The following is a 17,924-nucleotide window of genomic DNA, read 5'->3' as shown; positions in this document are numbered from 1 at the left end:
GACGAGATATCATGTATCTCTATTTCGCTTGGCTTTTGTTCAGTTTTCAAAGAACTTGTCCGTCGCTCGTTGGCGACTTAGTTATCTTACCGCATCTTCATGTGGAAGTCAACAATCTTTTTTGAAATATTTTTCAATGTTGTTTGTTGTTCCCTTGCGGTATGTACTAATATAGCATGTCCATTTTTTGAAGTCAACGATTTTTTAATGATTTTTTTATTCATTCATTGTAGTGGATTAAGGCAAAAGAAAAAGGAAGGCAATGCCTCCCCCTTTCACTGAGTATGTTTCTTATTTTTTTGAAGCATATATTTCATTCGCTCATTTGGGGGGACAAACCGTTTGTAGATGCCGTACACAATTTGATACTTTTCTTCCATGGCTTTTTTTACGACCTCATCTATTCTAGGGTCGGATAAATCTAATAAGAGTTCTTCCATCTCTCTTTTCAACATGTATTCCACTTCAATTACTTCTTTACTATTTAACAAAAAACCTAACACAAGCAACACCTCAACCTTTAGAGACTCAACAGCTTTATATACTCGTTTTCTTTAATTGGTTATATCTTACAAGTGTCATCTAACTAAATTGTTTTCTAAACCTAATGTTTTTATTCATATGTTCTAATACTTTGCATAAATTTATCCTAAAAGGTGGACGAGGGGGATCATTAATGAAGTTTATTTGGGTCATTCATGCGAAACGTATGAAGCAATTATCTTTAATTATTGTTATGGCACTTTTTGCTGCAGGGTTCTTATATATCGAACGAGCCCAGCTTCCTGTTTTTTCAACATCAGAAGGACCACAGGCGTTTTACAAAGCGGAGACAGATGATAACCGTATCGCACTCACTTTTAATTTAAGCTGGGGAGATAAACAGGTTGGCCCGATCCTTGATGTGTTAACTCAAAAGGGTGTTGATCAAGCAACGTTCTTTGTCTCTGCATCCTGGGCCGAGCGGTATCCTGATTTAGTAAAGCAAATTAAAGAGGCCGGTCATTTAATCGGAAGCCATGGCTATCAATATAAGAGCTATACGTCATGGGAAGATGAAAAGGTGAGGAAAGATCTAGTGAGGAGTAAACAAGTTCTTACTGAATTAGCTGGAGAAAAGCCAACGTTGCTTAGACCTCCAAATGGGGCTTTTGATAAACGAATCCTGACCCTTGCTGAAAAACAAGATTACAGTGTTGTACATTGGAGCGTGGATTCTCTCGACTATCAAAATCCAGGAGTCGATGTCATTGTAGATAATGTCGTAAACAACACGACATCCGGAGACGTTCTTTTGTTCCATGCATCAGATTCTGTAAAGCAGACTGATAAAGCCCTTCCTATCGTTATTGATCAATTAAAAGAAAAAGGTTTTACTTTTATATCAGTTGAAGAACTGATGGCAAGCACTGAAGCTGAAAGCGAAGAAATTAAATAGAAATAAAAAAAGCTCGAGCGACTATGCTCGAGCTTTCGTATTTGGTTGATTTGTCAGCTTATGAAGAGTAAGCAGCTGCCATGTATTTGCTGAGATAAGCGGTGCAAAATACATCCATAACCATTTAGGGTCATTTACCGTTAGAGCTGGCACCCATTCAATCGTCGTAACAACCACGATGAAAAACAAAGCTGGAATAAATGCTCCTTGATTTGTGTCTTTTGCTTTAAGGTAAGCAATGACTAACCCATATGCTAACAGTAAAACCGGCATAATGGTATAGTTCAGAATCGTCTCACCTTCTGTTGCAAAGGCAATATACCGCAGATAAATTAAATCAAAAATGACAAACGCAATCAGAACCACTTGTATTCTGTTCCAAAGCCTAGCCGATTTAAATAAACCGAGTCCAAACCGGTGCAGCGTCAAGTAGGCAAAGAAGCCCATTTGACTTACTAAGCTAAATGCCGCACTGATCCCAAGCAGCCAAATGACCCCGACTACCATATTTGTAATGTCCCCGCCTGTATACACATCAAAATCAATAATAAAGCCAACAATTGCTCCACTTAAACTTCCTACAAGCAATGTAGAAAAAAATAAATATACCACTTTCCGACTATTCACTGGCATTTCCTCCAAAATCGTTAAACATACTGTCATGATTGTATCAATCAGGATTAAAAAATGCTAGTTGTTCACCGTTACTCATGCATATTTTTTTAATAAATATCTCAAATTAATGACAAAGCGAAGGAGGTGAGCAGCTGTCATGAAAAAATTTCTTCATGGGTTGATTGTGTGCTCAGCTATACTTACACTAATAAGCTGCGCAACTGCTGAAGGAAGCGGTGGCAATAATACAGATTATGAAGGTACTAAAAAGATGATGGTCGATATGCTTAAGACCGATGAGGGCAAGCAAGCGATTCAAGAAATTATGAACGAAGAAGAAATGCGTCATGAGCTGGTAATGGACAATGCGTATGTGAAAGAAACAATCCAAGAAACCTTAACCTCTGAAAAGGGGAGAGCTTTTTGGCAAGAAGTGATGCGTGATCCTGAGTTTGCAAAAACCTTTGCAGAAAGTATGCAGACAGAAAATGAAAAGATGCTAAAAGGTTTAATGAAAGACCCTGAATACCAAGGCATGATGATCACCGTTCTGCAAAATCCCGAAATGGAAGAAACGGTGCTTGAGGTTATGAAGTCAAAGGAATACCGCCAGCAAGTGATGACTGTTATGTCTGAGGCCTTTGAGAGTCCTTATTTCGTTGCAAAAATTAGTGAGATCTTAGGCAGTGTTGCTGAGGAGCAAATGAAGAAACAAGATCCAGCCAAAGCAGAAGAAGAGAAGAAACAGCAAGAGGAACAGCAACAAGAAGAAGGCGGCGGTGGAGGTGGAAGTGGAAGCGGCGGCCAATCTTCAGGTGGATAAAAAAAAGAAGCCAAAGCGGCTTCTTTTTTTACTTTTCGATTTTTGCAATAATTTTCTCGGCAATTTCTTTATAAATCAGACCATTCGGATGATCCTCAGCATAAATAGAAGGCGCAAAGTCATTTTCATCGATGTCAGGTTGTCCAAGAGGAATTTGGCCAAGAATATCGGTTTTCAATTCTTCTGCTAAACGTTCTCCGCCTCCGCGGCCAAACACATATTCTTTCTCTCCTGTTGTCTTGCTTTCAAAGTATGCCATGTTCTCAACGACACCAAGAATTTCATGATGTGTTTTAATAGCCATTGTACCTGCACGTGCAGCTACAAATGCTGCTGTAGCATGAGGCGTTGTCACCAAAATTTCTTTTGAATGAGGAAGCATTGTATGTAAATCAAGGGCAACATCACCTGTACCCGGCGGCAAATCAAGGATTAAGTAATCAAGCTCGCCCCACTCAATGTCACTAAAGAACTGATTAAGCATTTTACCTAGCATTGGTCCACGCCAGATCACGGGTGCATTATCTTCAACGAAGAAGCCCATAGAAATGACTTTTACACCAAAGCGTTCTACAGGATAAATACGGTCTGCAATGACTTTGGGACGCTCTTCAATTCCCATCATATCCGGCACACTAAAGCCATAGATATCTGCATCAATAATCCCGACACGCTTTCCAAGACGAGCTAGTGTTGTCGCCACATTAACAGATACAGTTGACTTTCCAACGCCGCCCTTGCCGCTTGTTACCGCAATAAACGTGGTTGGGCTGTCAGGAGCAAGAATAGAAGGGCCTTCAAATGCCGCTTCTTTTAACCCGCCAGCCGACTTCAACTCTTGTTCTGTCAACTCTTCAAAGCGCAGGCCTACAGACTCTGCCCCTTCTCCTTTTAATACATTAACTACTTCCTGCTGCACTTCCATTTGTTCTGCTGTGCCTGTTTTGGCAAGAGCAATCTTGACGCTGACATTTCCGCCTTTAATCTTTACTTCACGTACACCACCAGTTTCGACGATGCTTTTATTTAAATCACGATCTTTGACTCGTTTTAAGGCTTCGACAATTGTCGTTTCTGTTACCAATATGAACACCATCCTTTAACCAGTTATATGCCTAGTATAGCATATTCTGCATAAGGACCGTGAATCCGTTTCCACCTCGTTAGAATTATGAGACAGGTTCTTCTTCATTCGTATAATATCTCATGATCCCTTGGTAAATTGAAGCTGCGACCTTATCTTGATACGCCTCGGTCTGCAGCATTGACGCTTCTGTTGGATGAGATAAGAACCCTGCCTCTACCAACACCCCTGGGATTTCTGCTTTCTTTAATAAGAAGATATTATCAATAGGCTTAGCTATTCTTTCTGTATTCTCTAAATTCGTCCGAATTTGATCTTGCACAAATTTGGCCAGTCCTTCATTTTCAGGAATTGCTCGATGATAGAACGTTTGTGCCCCGCTCCATTTAGGTGAAGGTATCGCATTAAGGTGGATGGTCACAAACATATCGGCATCTGACTCATTGACGATCTCAACCCGTCTTTTCAAATCCTCAATTTTACGATGCCTGATTTTCTTTGTTCCCTCACCTGCTAAATCACGGTCTTCCTCTCTTGTCATTAATACAAGTGCACCTGCTTCTTGAAGATAGTCTCTTAGGTGTTCGCTTATTGCTAATGTAACTTCTTTTTCAAGCAGACCTTGTTTTGACACGGCACCTCCGTCAATCCCGCCATGGCCTGGGTCAACGACTATAATCTTGCCTGATAAAGGCAGATGCCATGTCGCCGAATCTTTACTGATAAATTGATATTGTATTAAAAAAAGCAGTCCCACTATACTGAGCGCAAACGCTACGCCTCTCATCCACCTGATCATCAGCCTTCCCCCTTTATATCCCTACCCATATATATTGGGACAAGGAGGAAAATATGAATGGTTTAATGAAGTCTAAGTCTGTGGCGTTTTTCTGCTTCTTTAAATCCTTTTTCCCACCAGCGGTCTATAAAGACATCAGATGAGATTTTAATCGAATCTAATAAATAATCTGAATCCCCGTTCCACCCTTGTAATAGGTTAAACAAGGAAAAGGAAATATCGGTTAATTCATCTTCACATCTTGCTTTGACTTCTGAAACGGACTCTCCTAAGTAGCCAAACCTCCCGTATTCTGCTCCCACTAAGTAAGCATCAATAGCCATGTCCATACAAGGGTCGAGTAAAAAAGGATGAGATAAGAAATAAAATGGAACAACCGGCTTAAAATGCTCATGCACATCTTCTTTTAACTGCTTTAACGAGAGCTGCCTTAATACCCCTCGTTCAAATTTCCACTGCTTTTCGCGCCTTTTTTCTGAAAAGGTCGATACAACTGCCATTCTCCTCACTCCCATATATCATGTTGCCATTAGTATGAGGAATGTAAATGTCACTATGCAGTGGAAAAATTGTCAGGAGATGAAGGATTTAAGCAAACAAAAAACCCCCATCCAAAATGGATGAGAGTTTTTGAAAACGATATTATTAACGTTTTGAGAACTGAGGTGCACGACGAGCTGCTTTAAGACCGTATTTCTTACGCTCTTTCATACGAGCATCACGAGTCAAGAAGCCAGCACGCTTAAGAGATGTGCGGTTTTCAGGATCTACTTCAAGTAGTGCACGTGCTACACCATGACGGATAGCGCCTGCTTGTCCTGTGTATCCACCACCGTCAACGTTAACGTGAACGTCATATTGACCTTCAACGCCAGTTTCAACTAGTGGTTGCTTAGCGATAAGCTTAAGAGTATCAAGACCGAAATATTCATCTAATTCACGACCGTTGATGATCATACGACCATCACCTGGTACTAAACGTACGCGCGCAACAGAGTGCTTACGGCGACCTGTACCGTAGTATTGTACTTGTGCCAAGATAATAACCTCCCTATCGATTAACCGCGAAGTTCGTAAACTTCTGGTTTTTGAGCTTGTTGTTTGTGTTCACTTCCAGCATAAACATGAAGTTTCATACCTTGCTTACGTCCAAGCGTGTTCTTAGGAAGCATTCCTTTGATAGCAAGCTCAAGCATACGCTCAGGCTTGTTAGCACGCATATCAGCAGCTTTAGTCATCTTTAAACCACCTGGGTGATTTGTGTGACGGTAGTAAATCTTGTCGTTTAATTTGTTACCTGTTAGTTCAATTTTCTCTGCGTTGATGATGATCACGTGGTCACCAGTGTCAACGTGCGGAGTGTAAGTTGGTTTGTGCTTACCACGAAGGATAGAAGCAACTTCAGAAGCTAGACGACCAAGAGTTTGGCCTTCAGCGTCTACTACAAACCACTTACGCTCAACTTCGTTTGGCTTTGCCATATATGTTGTACGCATGAATTTCCCTCCTAAATACGTTCACTTTCAAATTTAAAATCAAGTGTGTTAAATCCAAAGTCTCTTGTAACATTCTACTACCCGGGGCTAGTGGGTGTTAGAATTACCATCTAACATCATATAATAATCAAAACCCAATGTCAACATTTTGTTACACTAGGGTTCGTTGTTTTAGAAAGTTTTTTTCTGGAAAACTTATTTCAGTCATTATATTGTACGGACCATAGATAAAGTCCCTGTGGAGGAGCTGTTTTTCCAGCATCATCCCGCTTGCACGTACGAAGTGCTGTATCCACACTCTGTGCTGTTCTCTTGCCGTAGCCAACCTCAAGCAGCGTGCCGACAATAATCCGCACCATATTGTACAGAAAGCCATTCCCGCGCAAAATAAAATGCAGTTCATCTTCGTGTACGTTAATGTCGACTGCGTAAAGAGTGCGCACTTTATCTATGACACTTGTATTTGCTGCACAAAACGCGCTGAAGTCATGAGTGCCAATTAAATAAGCCGCTGCCTGTCTCATTTTATCAATATCAAGCGCGTACGAGACATGTGCTGAATGATGCCGTCTGAATACATCAGGATCTTCTGCGTTCAGCACACGATAGCGATACTCCTTGCCTGTTGTATGATATCTCGCATGAAAATCCTTCTCTGCATAGCGAGCAGAAAGCACTCGAATATCATCAGGCAGACATGCATTTAAAGCTTTAGGCCATTGGGCTGCAGGAATACGAAACGGGCTGTCAAAATGAATGACTTGGCCTTTGGCATGAACACCTGCATCGGTACGGCCAGAGGCGGTGACACTTACCTCTTGTCCTTTATGCACACGTTTTAAGGCTTGCTCGATCTCTAATTGAACGGTTCGTTTATTCGGCTGGACTTGATAGCCTGAAAAGTTCGTTCCATCATACGAGATGATACATGCTATACGGTTCAATTCACTTCACCTACCCGTTTCGTAACAATATAATTCCAACGCCAATCACCACTGCCGCCACAACGACAAAAGAGTCCTTGCCATTCCACATCAACACTCTTAGCTTCGTACGGCCTTCACCGCCCCTGTAGCCGCGCGCTTCCATTGCAAGAGCTAAATCCTCTGCTCTCTTAAACGCACTGATAAACAACGGTACGAGGAGCGGAAGCAGTGCTTTTACCCGCTTTGAAATCGGACCAGAACTAAAATCCACCCCGCGGGCCATCTGCGCTTTTAAGATCTTTTCCGTCTCTTGCATAAAGGTTGGGATAAACCGGAGAGCAATCGACATCATTAAAGCAAGCTCATGTGCCGGCAGCCCTACTTTTTTAAGCGGGGTAAACAATGACTCTAGCCCGTCTGTTAAATCAATCGGACTCGTTGTTAATGTGATTAATGATGTCAGCATGACAAGCGTTAACAGTCTCGTAGCAATAAATAACCCGTTCAGCACGCCGCCCTCATGAATGGCGATCGGACCGAGCGTCATCAGGACAGGGCCCTCTTTTGTTAAGAGGATATGGAGAATGAGAGTGAACAACACTAACCATAAAATCGGCCTGAGCCCTCGATATAAGAATAAAAGCGGAACCTTCGAGATAGCCATTAACATGACAGTTAAGCCTACTAGCAATAAGCTTGAAAACCAATTATCAGCAAAGAAAATGATGATTAATAAAATAAAGACACTAATCAGCTTTGAACGAGGATCAAGTTTATGCAAAAAGGAATTACCCTGCACATACTGGCCGATAATCACATTTTGAAACATGATCAGCCCTCTCCTTTCTCGTGAAGAAGGTCTGCTAGAAATGCAGCCACTTCTTCTTTTTCAAAAAGCAGAGGAACCTCAGTAAGGTTAAACTTCTTTTTCACTTGGGCCAGCAGTCGAACAGTGTCAGGCAAATCAAGCCCTATCTCACTTAGACGCTCAGACTCCTTAAACACTTCATCACGGCTGCCAGACATCTCAATCTTCCCGTTATTCATTACTACTAAATGATCAGCATATTTCGCTGCATCCTCCATGCTGTGAGTAACAAGAATCGTTGTCGTGCCATATTCCTTATGATAATTATTAAAGAGCTCAAGCATCTGGTCTCTTCCTTCTGGGTCAAGGCCAGCTGTCGGCTCATCTAATACAAGCACAGAGGGTCGTATGGCAAGGACTCCAGCTATCGCTACCCGCCGCATCTGTCCGCCGCTTAATTGAAATGGAGACGACTCAAGTACATCTTCATTTAGCCCTACAAGAGGCAGAAGCTCACGCACCCGGCGCATAGCCGCTTCTTCAGTTACTCCGTAATTCATCGGCCCAAAACAAATATCCTTAGCCACTGTTTCTTCAAACAACTGATGCTCAGGGTATTGAAAAACAAGACCAACCTGCTGCCTTAAATCTCGTAACGGCTGCTTATTCTTTTTATCAGCATTCAGTTTAAATTTACCGATTACAATCTCCCCTGCACTTGGCTTTAGGAGTCCATTAATATGCTGAATAAGTGTGGACTTTCCTGAACCTGTATGACCAATTATGGCAGTAAATGAACCGGAAGGAATAAAGAGGTCTACAGGATGTAAGGCCGTTTTTTCAAATGGTGTCCCAATCATATACCGATGTTCTACGCCTTTGAATGATATGTCCATAACGCCTGAACCAACTCTCCTTCCGTCAGAGGTAACAGCTCGAAGCAGATCCCCTTTTGTTCTAGCTCATGAGCAAGACGCACAGAAAAAGGCACCTTTAAACCAGCAGCTTCTAACTGTTCACTCGATTGAAATACTTCTTTTGGTGGACCGTCTGCTTTTATTTGACCATTTTCAAAGATAAGTACACGTTCAGCTATGACTGCTTCTTCCATGTCATGAGTAATCGTCATAATAGCCATACCGCGGTCATGAAGCATCTTCATCGTTTTCATGACATCTTTACGGCCTGAGGGATCAAGCATCGACGTTGCTTCATCAAATATAATTAAATCAGGCTCTAGGGCAATAATGCCAGCAATCGCTACACGCTGCTTCTGTCCTCCAGATAGGCGGTGAGGCTCTGCATCTAAGAGATGACTGATACCGATTAATTGAGAGTACTTTTCGATTCGAGAGATCATCTCATCACGAGGAATCCCCTGATTTTCTAACCCAAAAGCAATATCATCGCGAACAGTCGTCGCAACGAATTGATGATCTGGATTTTGAAAAATCATACCGACACGCTTTCTCACTTGCCATAACTCCTCTTCAGAAGATGTATGGAAGCCATCTACTATCACCCTGCCTTGCTGCGGTGTCAACAAGCCATTGATTAACCTGCCAAACGTGGACTTACCTGATCCATTCCGTCCTAGAATGGACACCCATTCTTTTCGGTTAAAAGAGATCGTCAAGTCGTGAAGCGCTAGATCCATCGATTCTTCGTATTGAAACGATACTTCCTTAAGCTCAATAAAAGCAGACAAATAAAACCCTCCTCAAAAGGTCTTTTACTCGAATGAAACCGAATGAAATCATAATATATAGGAGTGGTCTCATTCGCTATGACCAATATAAGAGCAACAAAAAAGGGCCCCCAGAGTCAGAGCGTTACTTGCTCAGATCCTGTACAGCCCTTTGTCGCCTCATATAATGACTCTTTAAAGACTCTAATTATACAAGTTCAATAATCGCCATTGGTGCACCGTCTCCACGACGAGGACCAACTTTAAGAATACGAGTGTAACCGCCTTGACGATCCTCGTAACGAGTTGCGATTTCAGAGAATAGCTTTTGGATTGCATCTTCGTTAGTCTCTTCGTTAGCTACTTCACGACGAATGAAAGCTGCAGCTTGACGACGAGCATGAAGATCTCCACGCTTCCCTAAAGTGATCATTTTCTCAACGATAGAACGTAGCTCTTTCGCTTTCGCTTCAGTCGTTTCGATGCGCTCATTAATGATAAGGTCAGTTGCTAAGTCACGGAAAAGAGCCTTACGACCAGCACTATCACGACCTAATTTTGCGTATGCCATGTTCGTTTCCCTCCTTTGTTACCTTCTCTAGCTGTTAAGCCAGAGATATAAAAGAACTTTCAAACCTTAAAAGAGTTAAGAGCAGGCTGGGATTAGTCTTCTTTACGAAGGCCTAAACCTAGTTCGCCAAGTTTCTCTTGAACTTCTTCTAGTGACTTACGTCCAAGGTTACGTACTTTCATCATGTCTTCTTCTGACTTCTGCGTTAACTCTTGTACCGTATTGATACCAGCACGCTTCAGGCAATTGTAAGAACGAACAGAAAGATCAAGTTCTTCAATCGTCATTTCAAGAACTTTTTCCTTTTGATCTTCTTCTTTTTCGACCATGATTTCAGCATTTTGTGCTTGATCCGTTAAGCCTACAAAAATATTAAGATGCTCAGTTAAGATTTTTGCGCCAAGTGACACAGCCTCTTCTGGGCGAATGCTTCCGTCAGTCCACACATCAAGGGTTAGTTTGTCATAGTTGGTGACTTGACCGACACGAGTGTTTTCAACTTGATAGTTGACACGAGATACCGGTGTGTAAATAGAGTCAATAGGAAGAACACCAATCGGTTGATCGTCATTCTTATTCCCTTCAGCAAGTGCGTAACCGCGACCACGCTTTGCTGTAAGGCGCATATGGAAGTGTGCTCCTTTTGCTAAAGTTGCAATATGCAGATCTGGATTTAGCACTTCGATATCACTATCATGTGTTAAATCGCCTGCAGTTACTACACCTTCACCTTGAACATCTACCTCTAGTGTCTTCTCTTCATCAGAATAAATCTTAAGTGCAAGTTTCTTAAGGTTCAAGATAATAGTCGTTACGTCTTCTACAACACCTTCAATTGTTGAGAATTCATGCAGAACACTATCAATTTGAACTGAAGTAACAGCAGCACCAGGAAGAGAAGATAAAAGAATACGACGTAAGGAGTTACCAAGAGTCGTTCCATACCCACGCTCTAGTGGCTCAACGACAAATTTACCGTACTTTGCGTCTTCACTAACTTCAACCGTTTCAATATTTGGCTTTTCGATTTCAATCATTAAAACAAACCCTCCTTCAAAACGTCGAACTCCGGTAGACTGCCAGGAAAGCCTAACCGGAAATCCCCATTAGGCAGTTCCCAACCGTTTCACCTTTTTGTCAATCGGATGTATTCGTCTCATCCATTATTGACACTTTCAGGAAATCTATACAATGATTGATTTCGTTACACTCTACGACGTTTTGGCGGACGGCAACCGTTATGAGGAACTGGAGTAACATCTTTGATCATGTTAACTTCAAGTCCAACAGCTTGTAGTGAACGAATCGCAGCTTCACGACCAGCACCAGGGCCTTTTACAGAAACTTCGATTGTTTTCATGCCATGCTCCATTGCTGTTTTAGCTGCTGTTTCAGCTGCCATTTGCGCTGCGAATGGAGTAGACTTACGAGAACCTTTAAATCCTAATGCACCTGCACTTGCCCAAGAAATAGCATTGCCGTGCGTGTCAGTGATCGTCACAATAGTGTTGTTGAATGTTGAACGGATGTGCGCAACACCAGCCTCAACATTTTTACGTTGACGACGCTTTGGACGAGTATTCGTTTTCTTAGCCATTTTTTATGCGACCTCCTTTACTATTTCTTCTTGTTTGCTACTGTACGACGAGGACCTTTACGCGTACGAGCATTGTTTTTAGAGTTTTGACCACGAACTGGTAAACCACGACGGTGGCGGATACCACGGTATGAACCGATTTCGATTAGTCGTTTGATGTTAAGTGATACTTCACGACGAAGGTCACCCTCAACTGTGTGAGCTTCAACTGCTTCACGAATACGACCTAATTCTTCTTCTGTTAAATCACGAACGCGAGTATCCTCAGATACGCCAGCTTCCGCTAAAATTTCAGATGACTTTGTTTTTCCAACTCCATAGATATAAGTGAGTGATACAACCACTCGCTTATCACGAGGAATATCTACACCTGCGACACGTGCCATGTGCTGTGCACCTCCTTAAATATTAACCTTGTTTTTGTTTGTGTTTAGGGTTTTCACAAATAACCATAACCGTCCCTTTACGACGGATAACTTTACACTTTTCACAAATTGGCTTGACTGATGGTCTTACCTTCATTATCGTTTACCTCCTTATGGTACGGAGTGCATTTAATTGTAATCGTTCAATTCACATCTAGCAAGTCTATCGGATAGATCTCGCTAGCAAATCGCAACGTTTATTTGTATCGATATGTGATTCGTCCACGAGTCAAGTCATACGGTGATAGTTCAACCGTTACTTTATCTCCAGGAAGGATTCGGATAAAGTGCATACGAATCTTACCAGAAACATGAGCAAGGATCTTGTGACCATTCTCTAACTCTACACGAAACATTGCGTTTGGCAGCGGCTCGATGACCGTACCTTCCACTTCAATTACATCCTCTTTGGCCATGAATTTACTCTCCTTCCTTCAGCAAATCAAGTTGTTGTTCTAGGAAACCGCTAAGTGCATAGCGGAGCTTTCCGTTAGTAACACGTCCCGTTTCTTCAACGCTCATACGTATTTCAGGAGCAATGTAGTTCAACAATTCTAGATGGTTGATGTTTTTCTTCTTAGCTCGATCAATTTTACGCTTATCTCCATCAGCAATCAAGACATAACGATCATTTTGGACCTCAATGACCACAGCATAGCTGCCTTCGTCTCTACCTTTTTTGACTTGCACTATCTGTCCGATAGCAATTTGACCGATACCGGGACTCGGACCAGAGTCGTTCATTACATCCATCACCTACATCTAAAGTTTTGTTAAAATTTCATACCCTGTTTCTGTAATTGCAATCGTATGCTCAAAGTGTGCACAGTTTTTGCCGTCAACTGTAACCACAGTCCAGTTATCAGCAAGTGTACGCACATAACGAGAACCTGCATTAATCATTGGTTCAATTGCTAGTACCATTCCAGGCTTTAGACGAGGTCCTTTACCAGGTGGTCCATAGTGTGGGATTTGCGGGTCTTCATGTAAGTCTTGCCCTACTCCATGGCCTACATACTCCCGAACAATTGAATAACCGAGCGGCTCAGCATAAGTTTGGATTGCATGAGAAATGTCTGATAATCTCTCACCAGGCTTAGCCTGTTCCAATCCTTTATATAATGCGTTTTCTGTGACGTCCAACAATTGTTGATCCTCATCAGAAATTGTACCTACAGCATACGTCCAAGCGGAGTCACCGTGGTACCCATTCAACTTAGCACCAATGTCAACACTAATTACATCGCCGTCCTTAAGCACTCTAGAACCGGGTATACCATGTACCAATTCCTCGTTTACTGAAGCACAGATGCTGCCTGTAAATCCATTGTACCCTTTGAATGAGGGTGTTGCACCGTGTGAACGAATCAACTTTTCTGCAATCTCATCCAATTCTTTAGTAGTAATACCAGGTTGGATATGCTGCTTTAACTCTTGGTGAGTCAGAGCAACAATTCTCCCAGCTTCACGCATGATTTCTAATTCACGTTCTGTCTTACAAATAATCATGCATTGAGTCCTTTCAGAAGTTCATCTAAGTCTTCGAATACCTTATTGATATCTTGATCTCCATCGATCGTACGAAGATAGCCTTTTTCTGTATAGAAGTCAATTAGTGGCTGTGCTTGCTGTTGATTTACTTCAAGACGTTTTTTTACTGTTTCTGGCTTGTCGTCATCACGTTGGATTAACTCACCGCCATCAACGTCACATTTCCCTTCAACCTTTGGCGGGTTGTAGATCATGTGGTATGTCTTACCTGAAGTTGGCGACACACGTCTACCAGTTAAACGATCCATTAAAAGCTGCTCAGGTACATCAATGTTTAATACGTAATCAAGTTTACGTTCCATTGAAGCAAGCATATCTTCTAATGCTTCTGCTTGTGCTACTGTGCGAGGGAAGCCATCTAATAAGAAGCCTTTCTCACAGTCAGCTTTAGAGAGACGCTCTCTCACAATGCCAATTGTCACTTCATCCGGCACTAATTCACCAGCATCCATAAACGATTTAGCTTTTAAACCTAACTCTGTTTCTCCTTTAATGGCAGCTCGAAACATATCACCTGTAGAGATATGAGGGACCTCATATTTCTCGACAATACGCTCAGCTTGAGTACCTTTACCTGCTCCTGGTAAACCCATTAAAATAAGATTCATCACTAATCCCCTCCATCGCTCCGATTTAACAACAGAAGGCGAACGGGAAGAAATGATCCTCCCCTGCTCCCCTTGTTACTTAATAAAGCCTTTATAAGAACGTTTAATAAGCTGTCCTTCTATCTGTTTCATCGTGTCTAATGCTACACCAACTACGATTAATAATCCAGTACCACCGATTTGAATCGCCGCTGGCAGACCCATTAATCGTGTGAAGAAAACCGGGATAATTGCTACAGTTGCTAGGAACAATGCTCCGACAAACGTTAAACGGTATAAAATGCGAGTTAAGTACACTTGAGTTGTTTTACCGGGACGAATTCCTGGAATATAGCCACCTTGCTTTTTGAGGTTCTCGGCCATTTTTTCAGGATTGACCTGGATAAATGTATAGAAGTACGTAAATCCAATGATAAGCAATGCATACACTACCATACCCACCGGCTGAGTATAATCAAATACTCTTGTTACCCATGCAGCAATTGCATTATCCGTTCCGAAGAACCCGGCAACTGTTGGAGGGAAGATGAATAGTGAAAGTGCGAAGATAACCGGAATTACCCCTGCGCCGTTCACTTTTAATGGTAAGTGTGTAGATTGACCACCTACAGGACTACGACCAACTAAGCGTTTTGCGTATTGAACAGGAATCTTGCGTAATGCTTGTTGAACAAAGATAACACCAACAATAATAGCTAGTATTGCTAAAGCAAGTAGTAATAATGAAACAATACTCAAGAATAGCTGTTCGCCAGCACCTTGAATCTGTGTAGCATACAATTGGTTAAGTCCGTTAGGAATACCAGCTGCGATACCTGCAAAGATAATGATCGAAATACCATTACCAACACCCTTAGCGGTAATTTGTTCACCAAGCCACATAAGAAATGCTGTTCCCGCTGTAAGAACAAGTGCAATAAACAAATAAGTTGGAACACTTGGATTTGGAATTAATCCTGGGAAAAAGGAGTTAAATCCAATAGACATTCCAATTGCTTGAACAAAACCTAAAACGATCGTTCCATATCGGGTGAACTGTGCCAGCTTACGTCGGCCAGCTTCCCCCTCTTTAGCCCACTCGGCAAACTTAGGTACAACATCCATTTGCAACAACTGAACCACAATCGATGCAGTGATGTATGGCATAATACCCATTGCGAAAATCGAGAAGTTGCCAAGTGCTCCACCACCAAAAGTATTTAAAAACCCGAAGGCATTCAATTGGTCATGGAAGTTCAGAACATCACTGTTTGCCCCTGGTACAGGGATAAAGCTACCGATCCGAAAGACAACGAGCATGAGTAGGGTGAAAACAACCTTACGTCGTATGTCACCCACTCGAATAATGTTGGAGATCGTCCCGAACATTAAATCACCTCAGTTTTTCCGCCAGCAGCTTCGATTGCCTCAACTGCAGATGCAGAAAACTTATGTGCTTTAACTGTTAAGTTCTTTTCAAGCTTTCCGTTTCCAAGGATCTTAATTCCGTTTCTTACGTTCTTTACTGTACCTGATTCGATAAGTAGTTCTGGTGTTACCTCAGTACCTGCATCAAAACGATTGAGCGTCTCAAGGTTAATCACTGTAAACTCCTTACGAGTCGGGTTAGTAAAGCCGCGTTTTGGTAGACGACGGTATAATGGGTTTTGACCACCCTCGAAACCAGGACGTACGCCACCGCCAGAACGAGCGTTTTGACCTTTGTGACCTTTACCTGATGTCTTACCGTTACCAGAACCGATACCACGTCCTACACGATTACGTACTTTACGTGATCCTTCTGCGGGCTTCAACTCATGAAGTTTCATGTCGACACCTCCTCATGTATAAATTAAGCTATTAAGCTTCGATTTCTTTTACTGTTAAAAGGTGAGATACCTTATTTACCATACCGCGAATCGCAGCGTTATCTTCTTGAACAACAGTTTGGTGCATTTTGCGTAATCCAAGTGTGTTCACTGTAACGCGTTGGTCTTCCGGACGACCGATAAGACTACGAGTGAGGGTAATTTCTAATTTCTTAGCCATTGACGTTCCCTCCTTATCCTAACAGTTCTTCCACTGATTTACCGCGAAGTTTTGCAACTTCCTCAGCACGCTTCAGTTCTTTAAGTCCTTGCATAGTTGCACGAACCATGTTGATTGGGTTGTTAGAACCTAGTGATTTAGAAAGGATGTCACCTACACCAGCAAGTTCTAATACCGCACGTACAGGACCTCCAGCGATTACTCCAGTACCTTCAGAAGCAGGCTTTAATAATACGCGCCCTGCACCAAAGTGACCGATGATCTCGTGTGGAATTGATGTACCAACAACTGGTACTTCAATGAGGTTTTTCTTTGCATCTTCTACCGCTTTACGGATTGCCTCAGGAACTTCCTGAGCTTTACCCATACCGAAGCCGACATGGCCGTTCTTATCGCCTACTACAACCAATGCAGCAAAGCGGAAACGACGTCCACCTTTAACTACTTTCGCTACACGATTGACAGCTACTACTTTCTCTTCAAGTTCCAACGTATTAGGGTCAATACGACGCATTCGTTTTCCCTCCTTTGTTCTTTAGAATTGCAGGCCAGCTTCACGAGCTGCATCTGCTAATGTTTGTACACGACCGTGGTATACATAACCACCGCGATCAAACACTACTACTTTATGACCGTTTTCTACCGCACGTTTAGCAACAAGCTCACCTACAGCTTTAGCTGCTTCTTTATTTCCACCGTTCTCAAGTGCAAGCTCTTTATCTAAGCTAGATGCAGAAGCAAGAGTTACACCATTTACGTCATCGATAAGCTGTGCGTAAATGTGTTTTGATGAACGGAAAACATTAAGACGTGGACGTTCAGGTGTTCCTGTGATCGCACGACGTACGTGAGCGTGTCTTTTCTTACGCGCCAAATTTTTGCTAGGCTTCGTAATCATTGAACGTCATTCCTTTCCGTAATTAATTATTTACCAGTCTTACCTTCTTTACGACGCACATATTCGCCTTCGTAACGAATACCTTTACCTTTGTAAGGCTCAGGAAGACGTACTGAACGAATATTAGATGCAACTGCTCCTACACGCTCTTTATCGATACCTTTAACGATAACTTTCGTGTTAGCAGGTACTTCGATTTCGATACCCGCTTCAGGAGTGATTTCAACTGGGTGAGAGTAACCAACGTTAAGTACAAGCTTTTGTCCTGACTTTGTTGCACGATAACCTACCCCGATAAGCTCAAGCGCACGCTCGTAGCCTTTCGTTACGCCCTCAACCATGTTATTGATTAAGCTGCGAGTAGTTCCGTGAAGAGCTTTGTGCTCCTTGTGCTCAGACGGACGCTCTACTGTAACTTGGTTTTCTTCTACATTGACTTTCATGTCCGGGTGAAGATTACGACTAAGTTCACCTTTAGGACCTTTAACCGTAAGTAGTGTTCCATCAAGCGTGATTGTTACACCAGCTGGAACCTCTACTGGTTTATTACCAATACGAGACATTCTTGTA

At 42.2% G+C, this 17,924-nt stretch carries 28 protein-coding genes; 2 read left to right on the top strand and 26 right to left on the bottom strand.

Going from position 1 to position 17,924, the window contains the following annotated elements; genetic code table 11:
• Window positions 1-275: 275 nt before the first annotated feature.
• Window positions 276-503 (bottom strand): hypothetical protein, encoded by a 228-nt coding sequence (locus tag A33I_RS20055; RefSeq protein ID WP_022630068.1) that lies wholly within the window; start codon window positions 501-503, stop codon window positions 276-278.
• A gap of 173 nt (window positions 504-676) precedes the next feature.
• Here A33I_RS20055 and pdaB point away from each other — a divergent pair, with 173 nt between their 5' ends.
• Window positions 677-1,438, top strand: a complete 762-nt coding sequence (gene pdaB / locus A33I_RS20050) for a polysaccharide deacetylase family sporulation protein PdaB (protein WP_022630067.1) — start codon at window positions 677-679, stop codon at window positions 1,436-1,438.
• Window positions 1,439-1,459: 21 nt separating this feature from the next.
• Here pdaB and A33I_RS20045 read toward each other — a convergent pair whose 3' ends face one another.
• Window positions 1,460-2,065, bottom strand: a complete 606-nt coding sequence (locus tag A33I_RS20045; protein WP_022630066.1) for a KinB-signaling pathway activation protein — start codon at window positions 2,063-2,065, stop codon at window positions 1,460-1,462.
• A gap of 145 nt (window positions 2,066-2,210) precedes the next feature.
• Between A33I_RS20045 and gerD the strand changes: the two genes are divergently transcribed.
• Window positions 2,211-2,876 carry a spore germination lipoprotein GerD gene (gene gerD, locus A33I_RS20040; protein ID WP_022630065.1) on the top strand — a complete coding sequence of 222 codons (666 nt, stop codon included), beginning with the start codon at window positions 2,211-2,213 and terminating at the stop codon, window positions 2,874-2,876.
• 28 nt (window positions 2,877-2,904) lie between these two features.
• Here the strand turns inward: gerD and A33I_RS20035 are convergent, their stop codons facing one another.
• The 24 genes from A33I_RS20035 to rplF all read right to left on the bottom strand — a co-directional run bounded on the left by A33I_RS20035 (window position 2,905) and on the right by rplF (window position 17,917).
• Window positions 2,905-3,960: an Mrp/NBP35 family ATP-binding protein gene (locus A33I_RS20035; protein WP_022630064.1), complete on the bottom strand. Its 1,056-nt coding sequence runs from the start codon at window positions 3,958-3,960 to the stop codon at window positions 2,905-2,907.
• Window positions 3,961-4,045: 85 nt separating this feature from the next.
• Window positions 4,046-4,759, bottom strand: coding sequence for an N-acetylmuramoyl-L-alanine amidase CwlD (gene cwlD, locus A33I_RS20030; RefSeq protein ID WP_022630063.1), 714 nt, complete (start codon window positions 4,757-4,759; stop codon window positions 4,046-4,048).
• Between the two features lie 62 nt (window positions 4,760-4,821).
• Entirely contained in the window at window positions 4,822-5,259 is a 438-nt protein-coding gene (locus A33I_RS20025) for a YbaK family protein (protein ID WP_022630062.1), read from the bottom strand.
• A 145-nt stretch (window positions 5,260-5,404) separates the two neighbouring features.
• The gene (gene rpsI / locus A33I_RS20020) at window positions 5,405-5,797 is read right to left on the bottom strand and encodes a 30S ribosomal protein S9 (protein ID WP_012957169.1); all 393 of its coding nucleotides are present in this window, start codon (window positions 5,795-5,797) and stop codon (window positions 5,405-5,407) included.
• Window positions 5,798-5,817: 20 nt separating this feature from the next.
• Entirely contained in the window at window positions 5,818-6,255 is a 438-nt protein-coding gene (gene rplM, locus A33I_RS20015) for a 50S ribosomal protein L13 (protein ID WP_022630061.1), read from the bottom strand.
• A 200-nt stretch (window positions 6,256-6,455) separates the two neighbouring features.
• Window positions 6,456-7,199: a tRNA pseudouridine(38-40) synthase TruA gene (truA, locus tag A33I_RS20010; protein WP_022630060.1), complete on the bottom strand. Its 744-nt coding sequence runs from the start codon at window positions 7,197-7,199 to the stop codon at window positions 6,456-6,458.
• 10 nt (window positions 7,200-7,209) lie between these two features.
• Complete coding sequence (locus tag A33I_RS20005; protein ID WP_022630059.1) at window positions 7,210-8,010, bottom strand: energy-coupling factor transporter transmembrane component T family protein; 801 nt, start codon at window positions 8,008-8,010, stop codon at window positions 7,210-7,212.
• A gap of 2 nt (window positions 8,011-8,012) precedes the next feature.
• The gene (locus tag A33I_RS20000) at window positions 8,013-8,885 is read right to left on the bottom strand and encodes an energy-coupling factor ABC transporter ATP-binding protein (protein ID WP_022630058.1); all 873 of its coding nucleotides are present in this window, start codon (window positions 8,883-8,885) and stop codon (window positions 8,013-8,015) included.
• Window positions 8,861-9,697, bottom strand: coding sequence for an energy-coupling factor transporter ATPase (locus A33I_RS19995; RefSeq protein WP_022630057.1), 837 nt, complete (start codon window positions 9,695-9,697; stop codon window positions 8,861-8,863). Before A33I_RS19995 ends, A33I_RS20000 begins: the two co-directional genes overlap by 25 nt.
• Before the next feature lie 187 nt (window positions 9,698-9,884).
• The gene (rplQ, locus tag A33I_RS19990; protein WP_012957163.1) at window positions 9,885-10,247 is read right to left on the bottom strand and encodes a 50S ribosomal protein L17; all 363 of its coding nucleotides are present in this window, start codon (window positions 10,245-10,247) and stop codon (window positions 9,885-9,887) included.
• A 92-nt stretch (window positions 10,248-10,339) separates the two neighbouring features.
• Window positions 10,340-11,284, bottom strand: coding sequence for a DNA-directed RNA polymerase subunit alpha (locus tag A33I_RS19985; protein ID WP_012957162.1), 945 nt, complete (start codon window positions 11,282-11,284; stop codon window positions 10,340-10,342).
• A 167-nt stretch (window positions 11,285-11,451) separates the two neighbouring features.
• A complete protein-coding gene (rpsK, locus tag A33I_RS19980) occupies window positions 11,452-11,844 on the bottom strand; it encodes a 30S ribosomal protein S11 (RefSeq protein ID WP_012957161.1) in 393 nt (130 codons plus the stop codon).
• Between the two features lie 20 nt (window positions 11,845-11,864).
• Window positions 11,865-12,230: a 30S ribosomal protein S13 gene (gene rpsM / locus A33I_RS19975; protein ID WP_012957160.1), complete on the bottom strand. Its 366-nt coding sequence runs from the start codon at window positions 12,228-12,230 to the stop codon at window positions 11,865-11,867.
• Window positions 12,231-12,252: 22 nt separating this feature from the next.
• Window positions 12,253-12,366, bottom strand: coding sequence for a 50S ribosomal protein L36 (rpmJ, locus tag A33I_RS19970; protein WP_003322638.1), 114 nt, complete (start codon window positions 12,364-12,366; stop codon window positions 12,253-12,255).
• Between the two features lie 100 nt (window positions 12,367-12,466).
• Window positions 12,467-12,685 (bottom strand): translation initiation factor IF-1, encoded by a 219-nt coding sequence (gene infA / locus A33I_RS19965; RefSeq protein WP_010896341.1) that lies wholly within the window; start codon window positions 12,683-12,685, stop codon window positions 12,467-12,469.
• Between the two features lie 4 nt (window positions 12,686-12,689).
• Entirely contained in the window at window positions 12,690-13,013 is a 324-nt protein-coding gene (locus tag A33I_RS19960; protein WP_022630056.1) for a KOW domain-containing RNA-binding protein, read from the bottom strand.
• A gap of 18 nt (window positions 13,014-13,031) precedes the next feature.
• Window positions 13,032-13,778, bottom strand: a complete 747-nt coding sequence (gene map, locus A33I_RS19955) for a type I methionyl aminopeptidase (RefSeq protein ID WP_012957158.1) — start codon at window positions 13,776-13,778, stop codon at window positions 13,032-13,034.
• A complete protein-coding gene (locus A33I_RS19950; RefSeq protein ID WP_012957157.1) occupies window positions 13,775-14,428 on the bottom strand; it encodes an adenylate kinase in 654 nt (217 codons plus the stop codon). The genes map and A33I_RS19950 overlap by 4 nt, the downstream gene beginning before the upstream one ends.
• A gap of 75 nt (window positions 14,429-14,503) precedes the next feature.
• Window positions 14,504-15,796, bottom strand: a complete 1,293-nt coding sequence (gene secY / locus A33I_RS19945; protein ID WP_022630055.1) for a preprotein translocase subunit SecY — start codon at window positions 15,794-15,796, stop codon at window positions 14,504-14,506.
• Window positions 15,796-16,236, bottom strand: a complete 441-nt coding sequence (rplO, locus tag A33I_RS19940) for a 50S ribosomal protein L15 (RefSeq protein ID WP_012957155.1) — start codon at window positions 16,234-16,236, stop codon at window positions 15,796-15,798. The genes secY and rplO overlap by 1 nt, the downstream gene beginning before the upstream one ends.
• A gap of 31 nt (window positions 16,237-16,267) precedes the next feature.
• Window positions 16,268-16,456 carry a 50S ribosomal protein L30 gene (gene rpmD / locus A33I_RS19935; protein ID WP_012957154.1) on the bottom strand — a complete coding sequence of 63 codons (189 nt, stop codon included), beginning with the start codon at window positions 16,454-16,456 and terminating at the stop codon, window positions 16,268-16,270.
• A gap of 13 nt (window positions 16,457-16,469) precedes the next feature.
• On the bottom strand, window positions 16,470-16,970 hold the full coding sequence (rpsE, locus tag A33I_RS19930; protein WP_012957153.1) for a 30S ribosomal protein S5: 501 nt from the start codon (window positions 16,968-16,970) through the stop codon (window positions 16,470-16,472).
• A 21-nt stretch (window positions 16,971-16,991) separates the two neighbouring features.
• Window positions 16,992-17,354: a 50S ribosomal protein L18 gene (gene rplR, locus A33I_RS19925; RefSeq protein WP_012957152.1), complete on the bottom strand. Its 363-nt coding sequence runs from the start codon at window positions 17,352-17,354 to the stop codon at window positions 16,992-16,994.
• Between the two features lie 26 nt (window positions 17,355-17,380).
• Window positions 17,381-17,917: a 50S ribosomal protein L6 gene (gene rplF / locus A33I_RS19920; RefSeq protein ID WP_012957151.1), complete on the bottom strand. Its 537-nt coding sequence runs from the start codon at window positions 17,915-17,917 to the stop codon at window positions 17,381-17,383.
• Window positions 17,918-17,924 lie beyond the last annotated feature (7 nt).

Source organism: Alkalihalophilus marmarensis DSM 21297 (genome assembly GCF_000474275.2).
Lineage (GTDB): Bacteria > Bacillota > Bacilli > Bacillales > Bacillaceae_D > Alkalihalophilus > Alkalihalophilus marmarensis.
This window is presented reverse-complemented; position numbering and strand designations above follow the sequence as displayed.

Coding starts and splice junctions, on each gene's coding strand:
- pdaB (WP_022630067.1), top strand. CDS start 677: ATGAAGTTTATTTGGGTCATTCATGCGAAACGTATGAAGCAATTATCT.
- gerD (WP_022630065.1), top strand. CDS start 2,211: ATGAAAAAATTTCTTCATGGGTTGATTGTGTGCTCAGCTATACTTACA.
- cwlD (WP_022630063.1), bottom strand. CDS start 4,759: ATGATCAGGTGGATGAGAGGCGTAGCGTTTGCGCTCAGTATAGTGGGA.
- A33I_RS20025 (WP_022630062.1), bottom strand. CDS start 5,259: ATGGCAGTTGTATCGACCTTTTCAGAAAAAAGGCGCGAAAAGCAGTGG.
- rplM (WP_022630061.1), bottom strand. CDS start 6,255: ATGCGTACAACATATATGGCAAAGCCAAACGAAGTTGAGCGTAAGTGG.
- A33I_RS20005 (WP_022630059.1), bottom strand. CDS start 8,010: ATGTTTCAAAATGTGATTATCGGCCAGTATGTGCAGGGTAATTCCTTT.
- A33I_RS20000 (WP_022630058.1), bottom strand. CDS start 8,885: ATGGACATATCATTCAAAGGCGTAGAACATCGGTATATGATTGGGACA.
- rplQ (WP_012957163.1), bottom strand. CDS start 10,247: ATGGCATACGCAAAATTAGGTCGTGATAGTGCTGGTCGTAAGGCTCTT.
- A33I_RS19985 (WP_012957162.1), bottom strand. CDS start 11,284: ATGATTGAAATCGAAAAGCCAAATATTGAAACGGTTGAAGTTAGTGAA.
- rpsK (WP_012957161.1), bottom strand. CDS start 11,844: ATGGCTAAGAAAACGAATACTCGTCCAAAGCGTCGTCAACGTAAAAAT.
- rpsM (WP_012957160.1), bottom strand. CDS start 12,230: ATGGCACGTGTCGCAGGTGTAGATATTCCTCGTGATAAGCGAGTGGTT.
- rpmJ (WP_003322638.1), bottom strand. CDS start 12,366: ATGAAGGTAAGACCATCAGTCAAGCCAATTTGTGAAAAGTGTAAAGTT.
- infA (WP_010896341.1), bottom strand. CDS start 12,685: ATGGCCAAAGAGGATGTAATTGAAGTGGAAGGTACGGTCATCGAGCCG.
- A33I_RS19960 (WP_022630056.1), bottom strand. CDS start 13,013: ATGAACGACTCTGGTCCGAGTCCCGGTATCGGTCAAATTGCTATCGGA.
- map (WP_012957158.1), bottom strand. CDS start 13,778: ATGATTATTTGTAAGACAGAACGTGAATTAGAAATCATGCGTGAAGCT.
- A33I_RS19950 (WP_012957157.1), bottom strand. CDS start 14,428: ATGAATCTTATTTTAATGGGTTTACCAGGAGCAGGTAAAGGTACTCAA.
- secY (WP_022630055.1), bottom strand. CDS start 15,796: ATGTTCGGGACGATCTCCAACATTATTCGAGTGGGTGACATACGACGT.
- rplO (WP_012957155.1), bottom strand. CDS start 16,236: ATGAAACTTCATGAGTTGAAGCCCGCAGAAGGATCACGTAAAGTACGT.
- rpmD (WP_012957154.1), bottom strand. CDS start 16,456: ATGGCTAAGAAATTAGAAATTACCCTCACTCGTAGTCTTATCGGTCGT.
- rpsE (WP_012957153.1), bottom strand. CDS start 16,970: ATGCGTCGTATTGACCCTAATACGTTGGAACTTGAAGAGAAAGTAGTA.
- rplR (WP_012957152.1), bottom strand. CDS start 17,354: ATGATTACGAAGCCTAGCAAAAATTTGGCGCGTAAGAAAAGACACGCT.
- rplF (WP_012957151.1), bottom strand. CDS start 17,917: ATGTCTCGTATTGGTAATAAACCAGTAGAGGTTCCAGCTGGTGTAACA.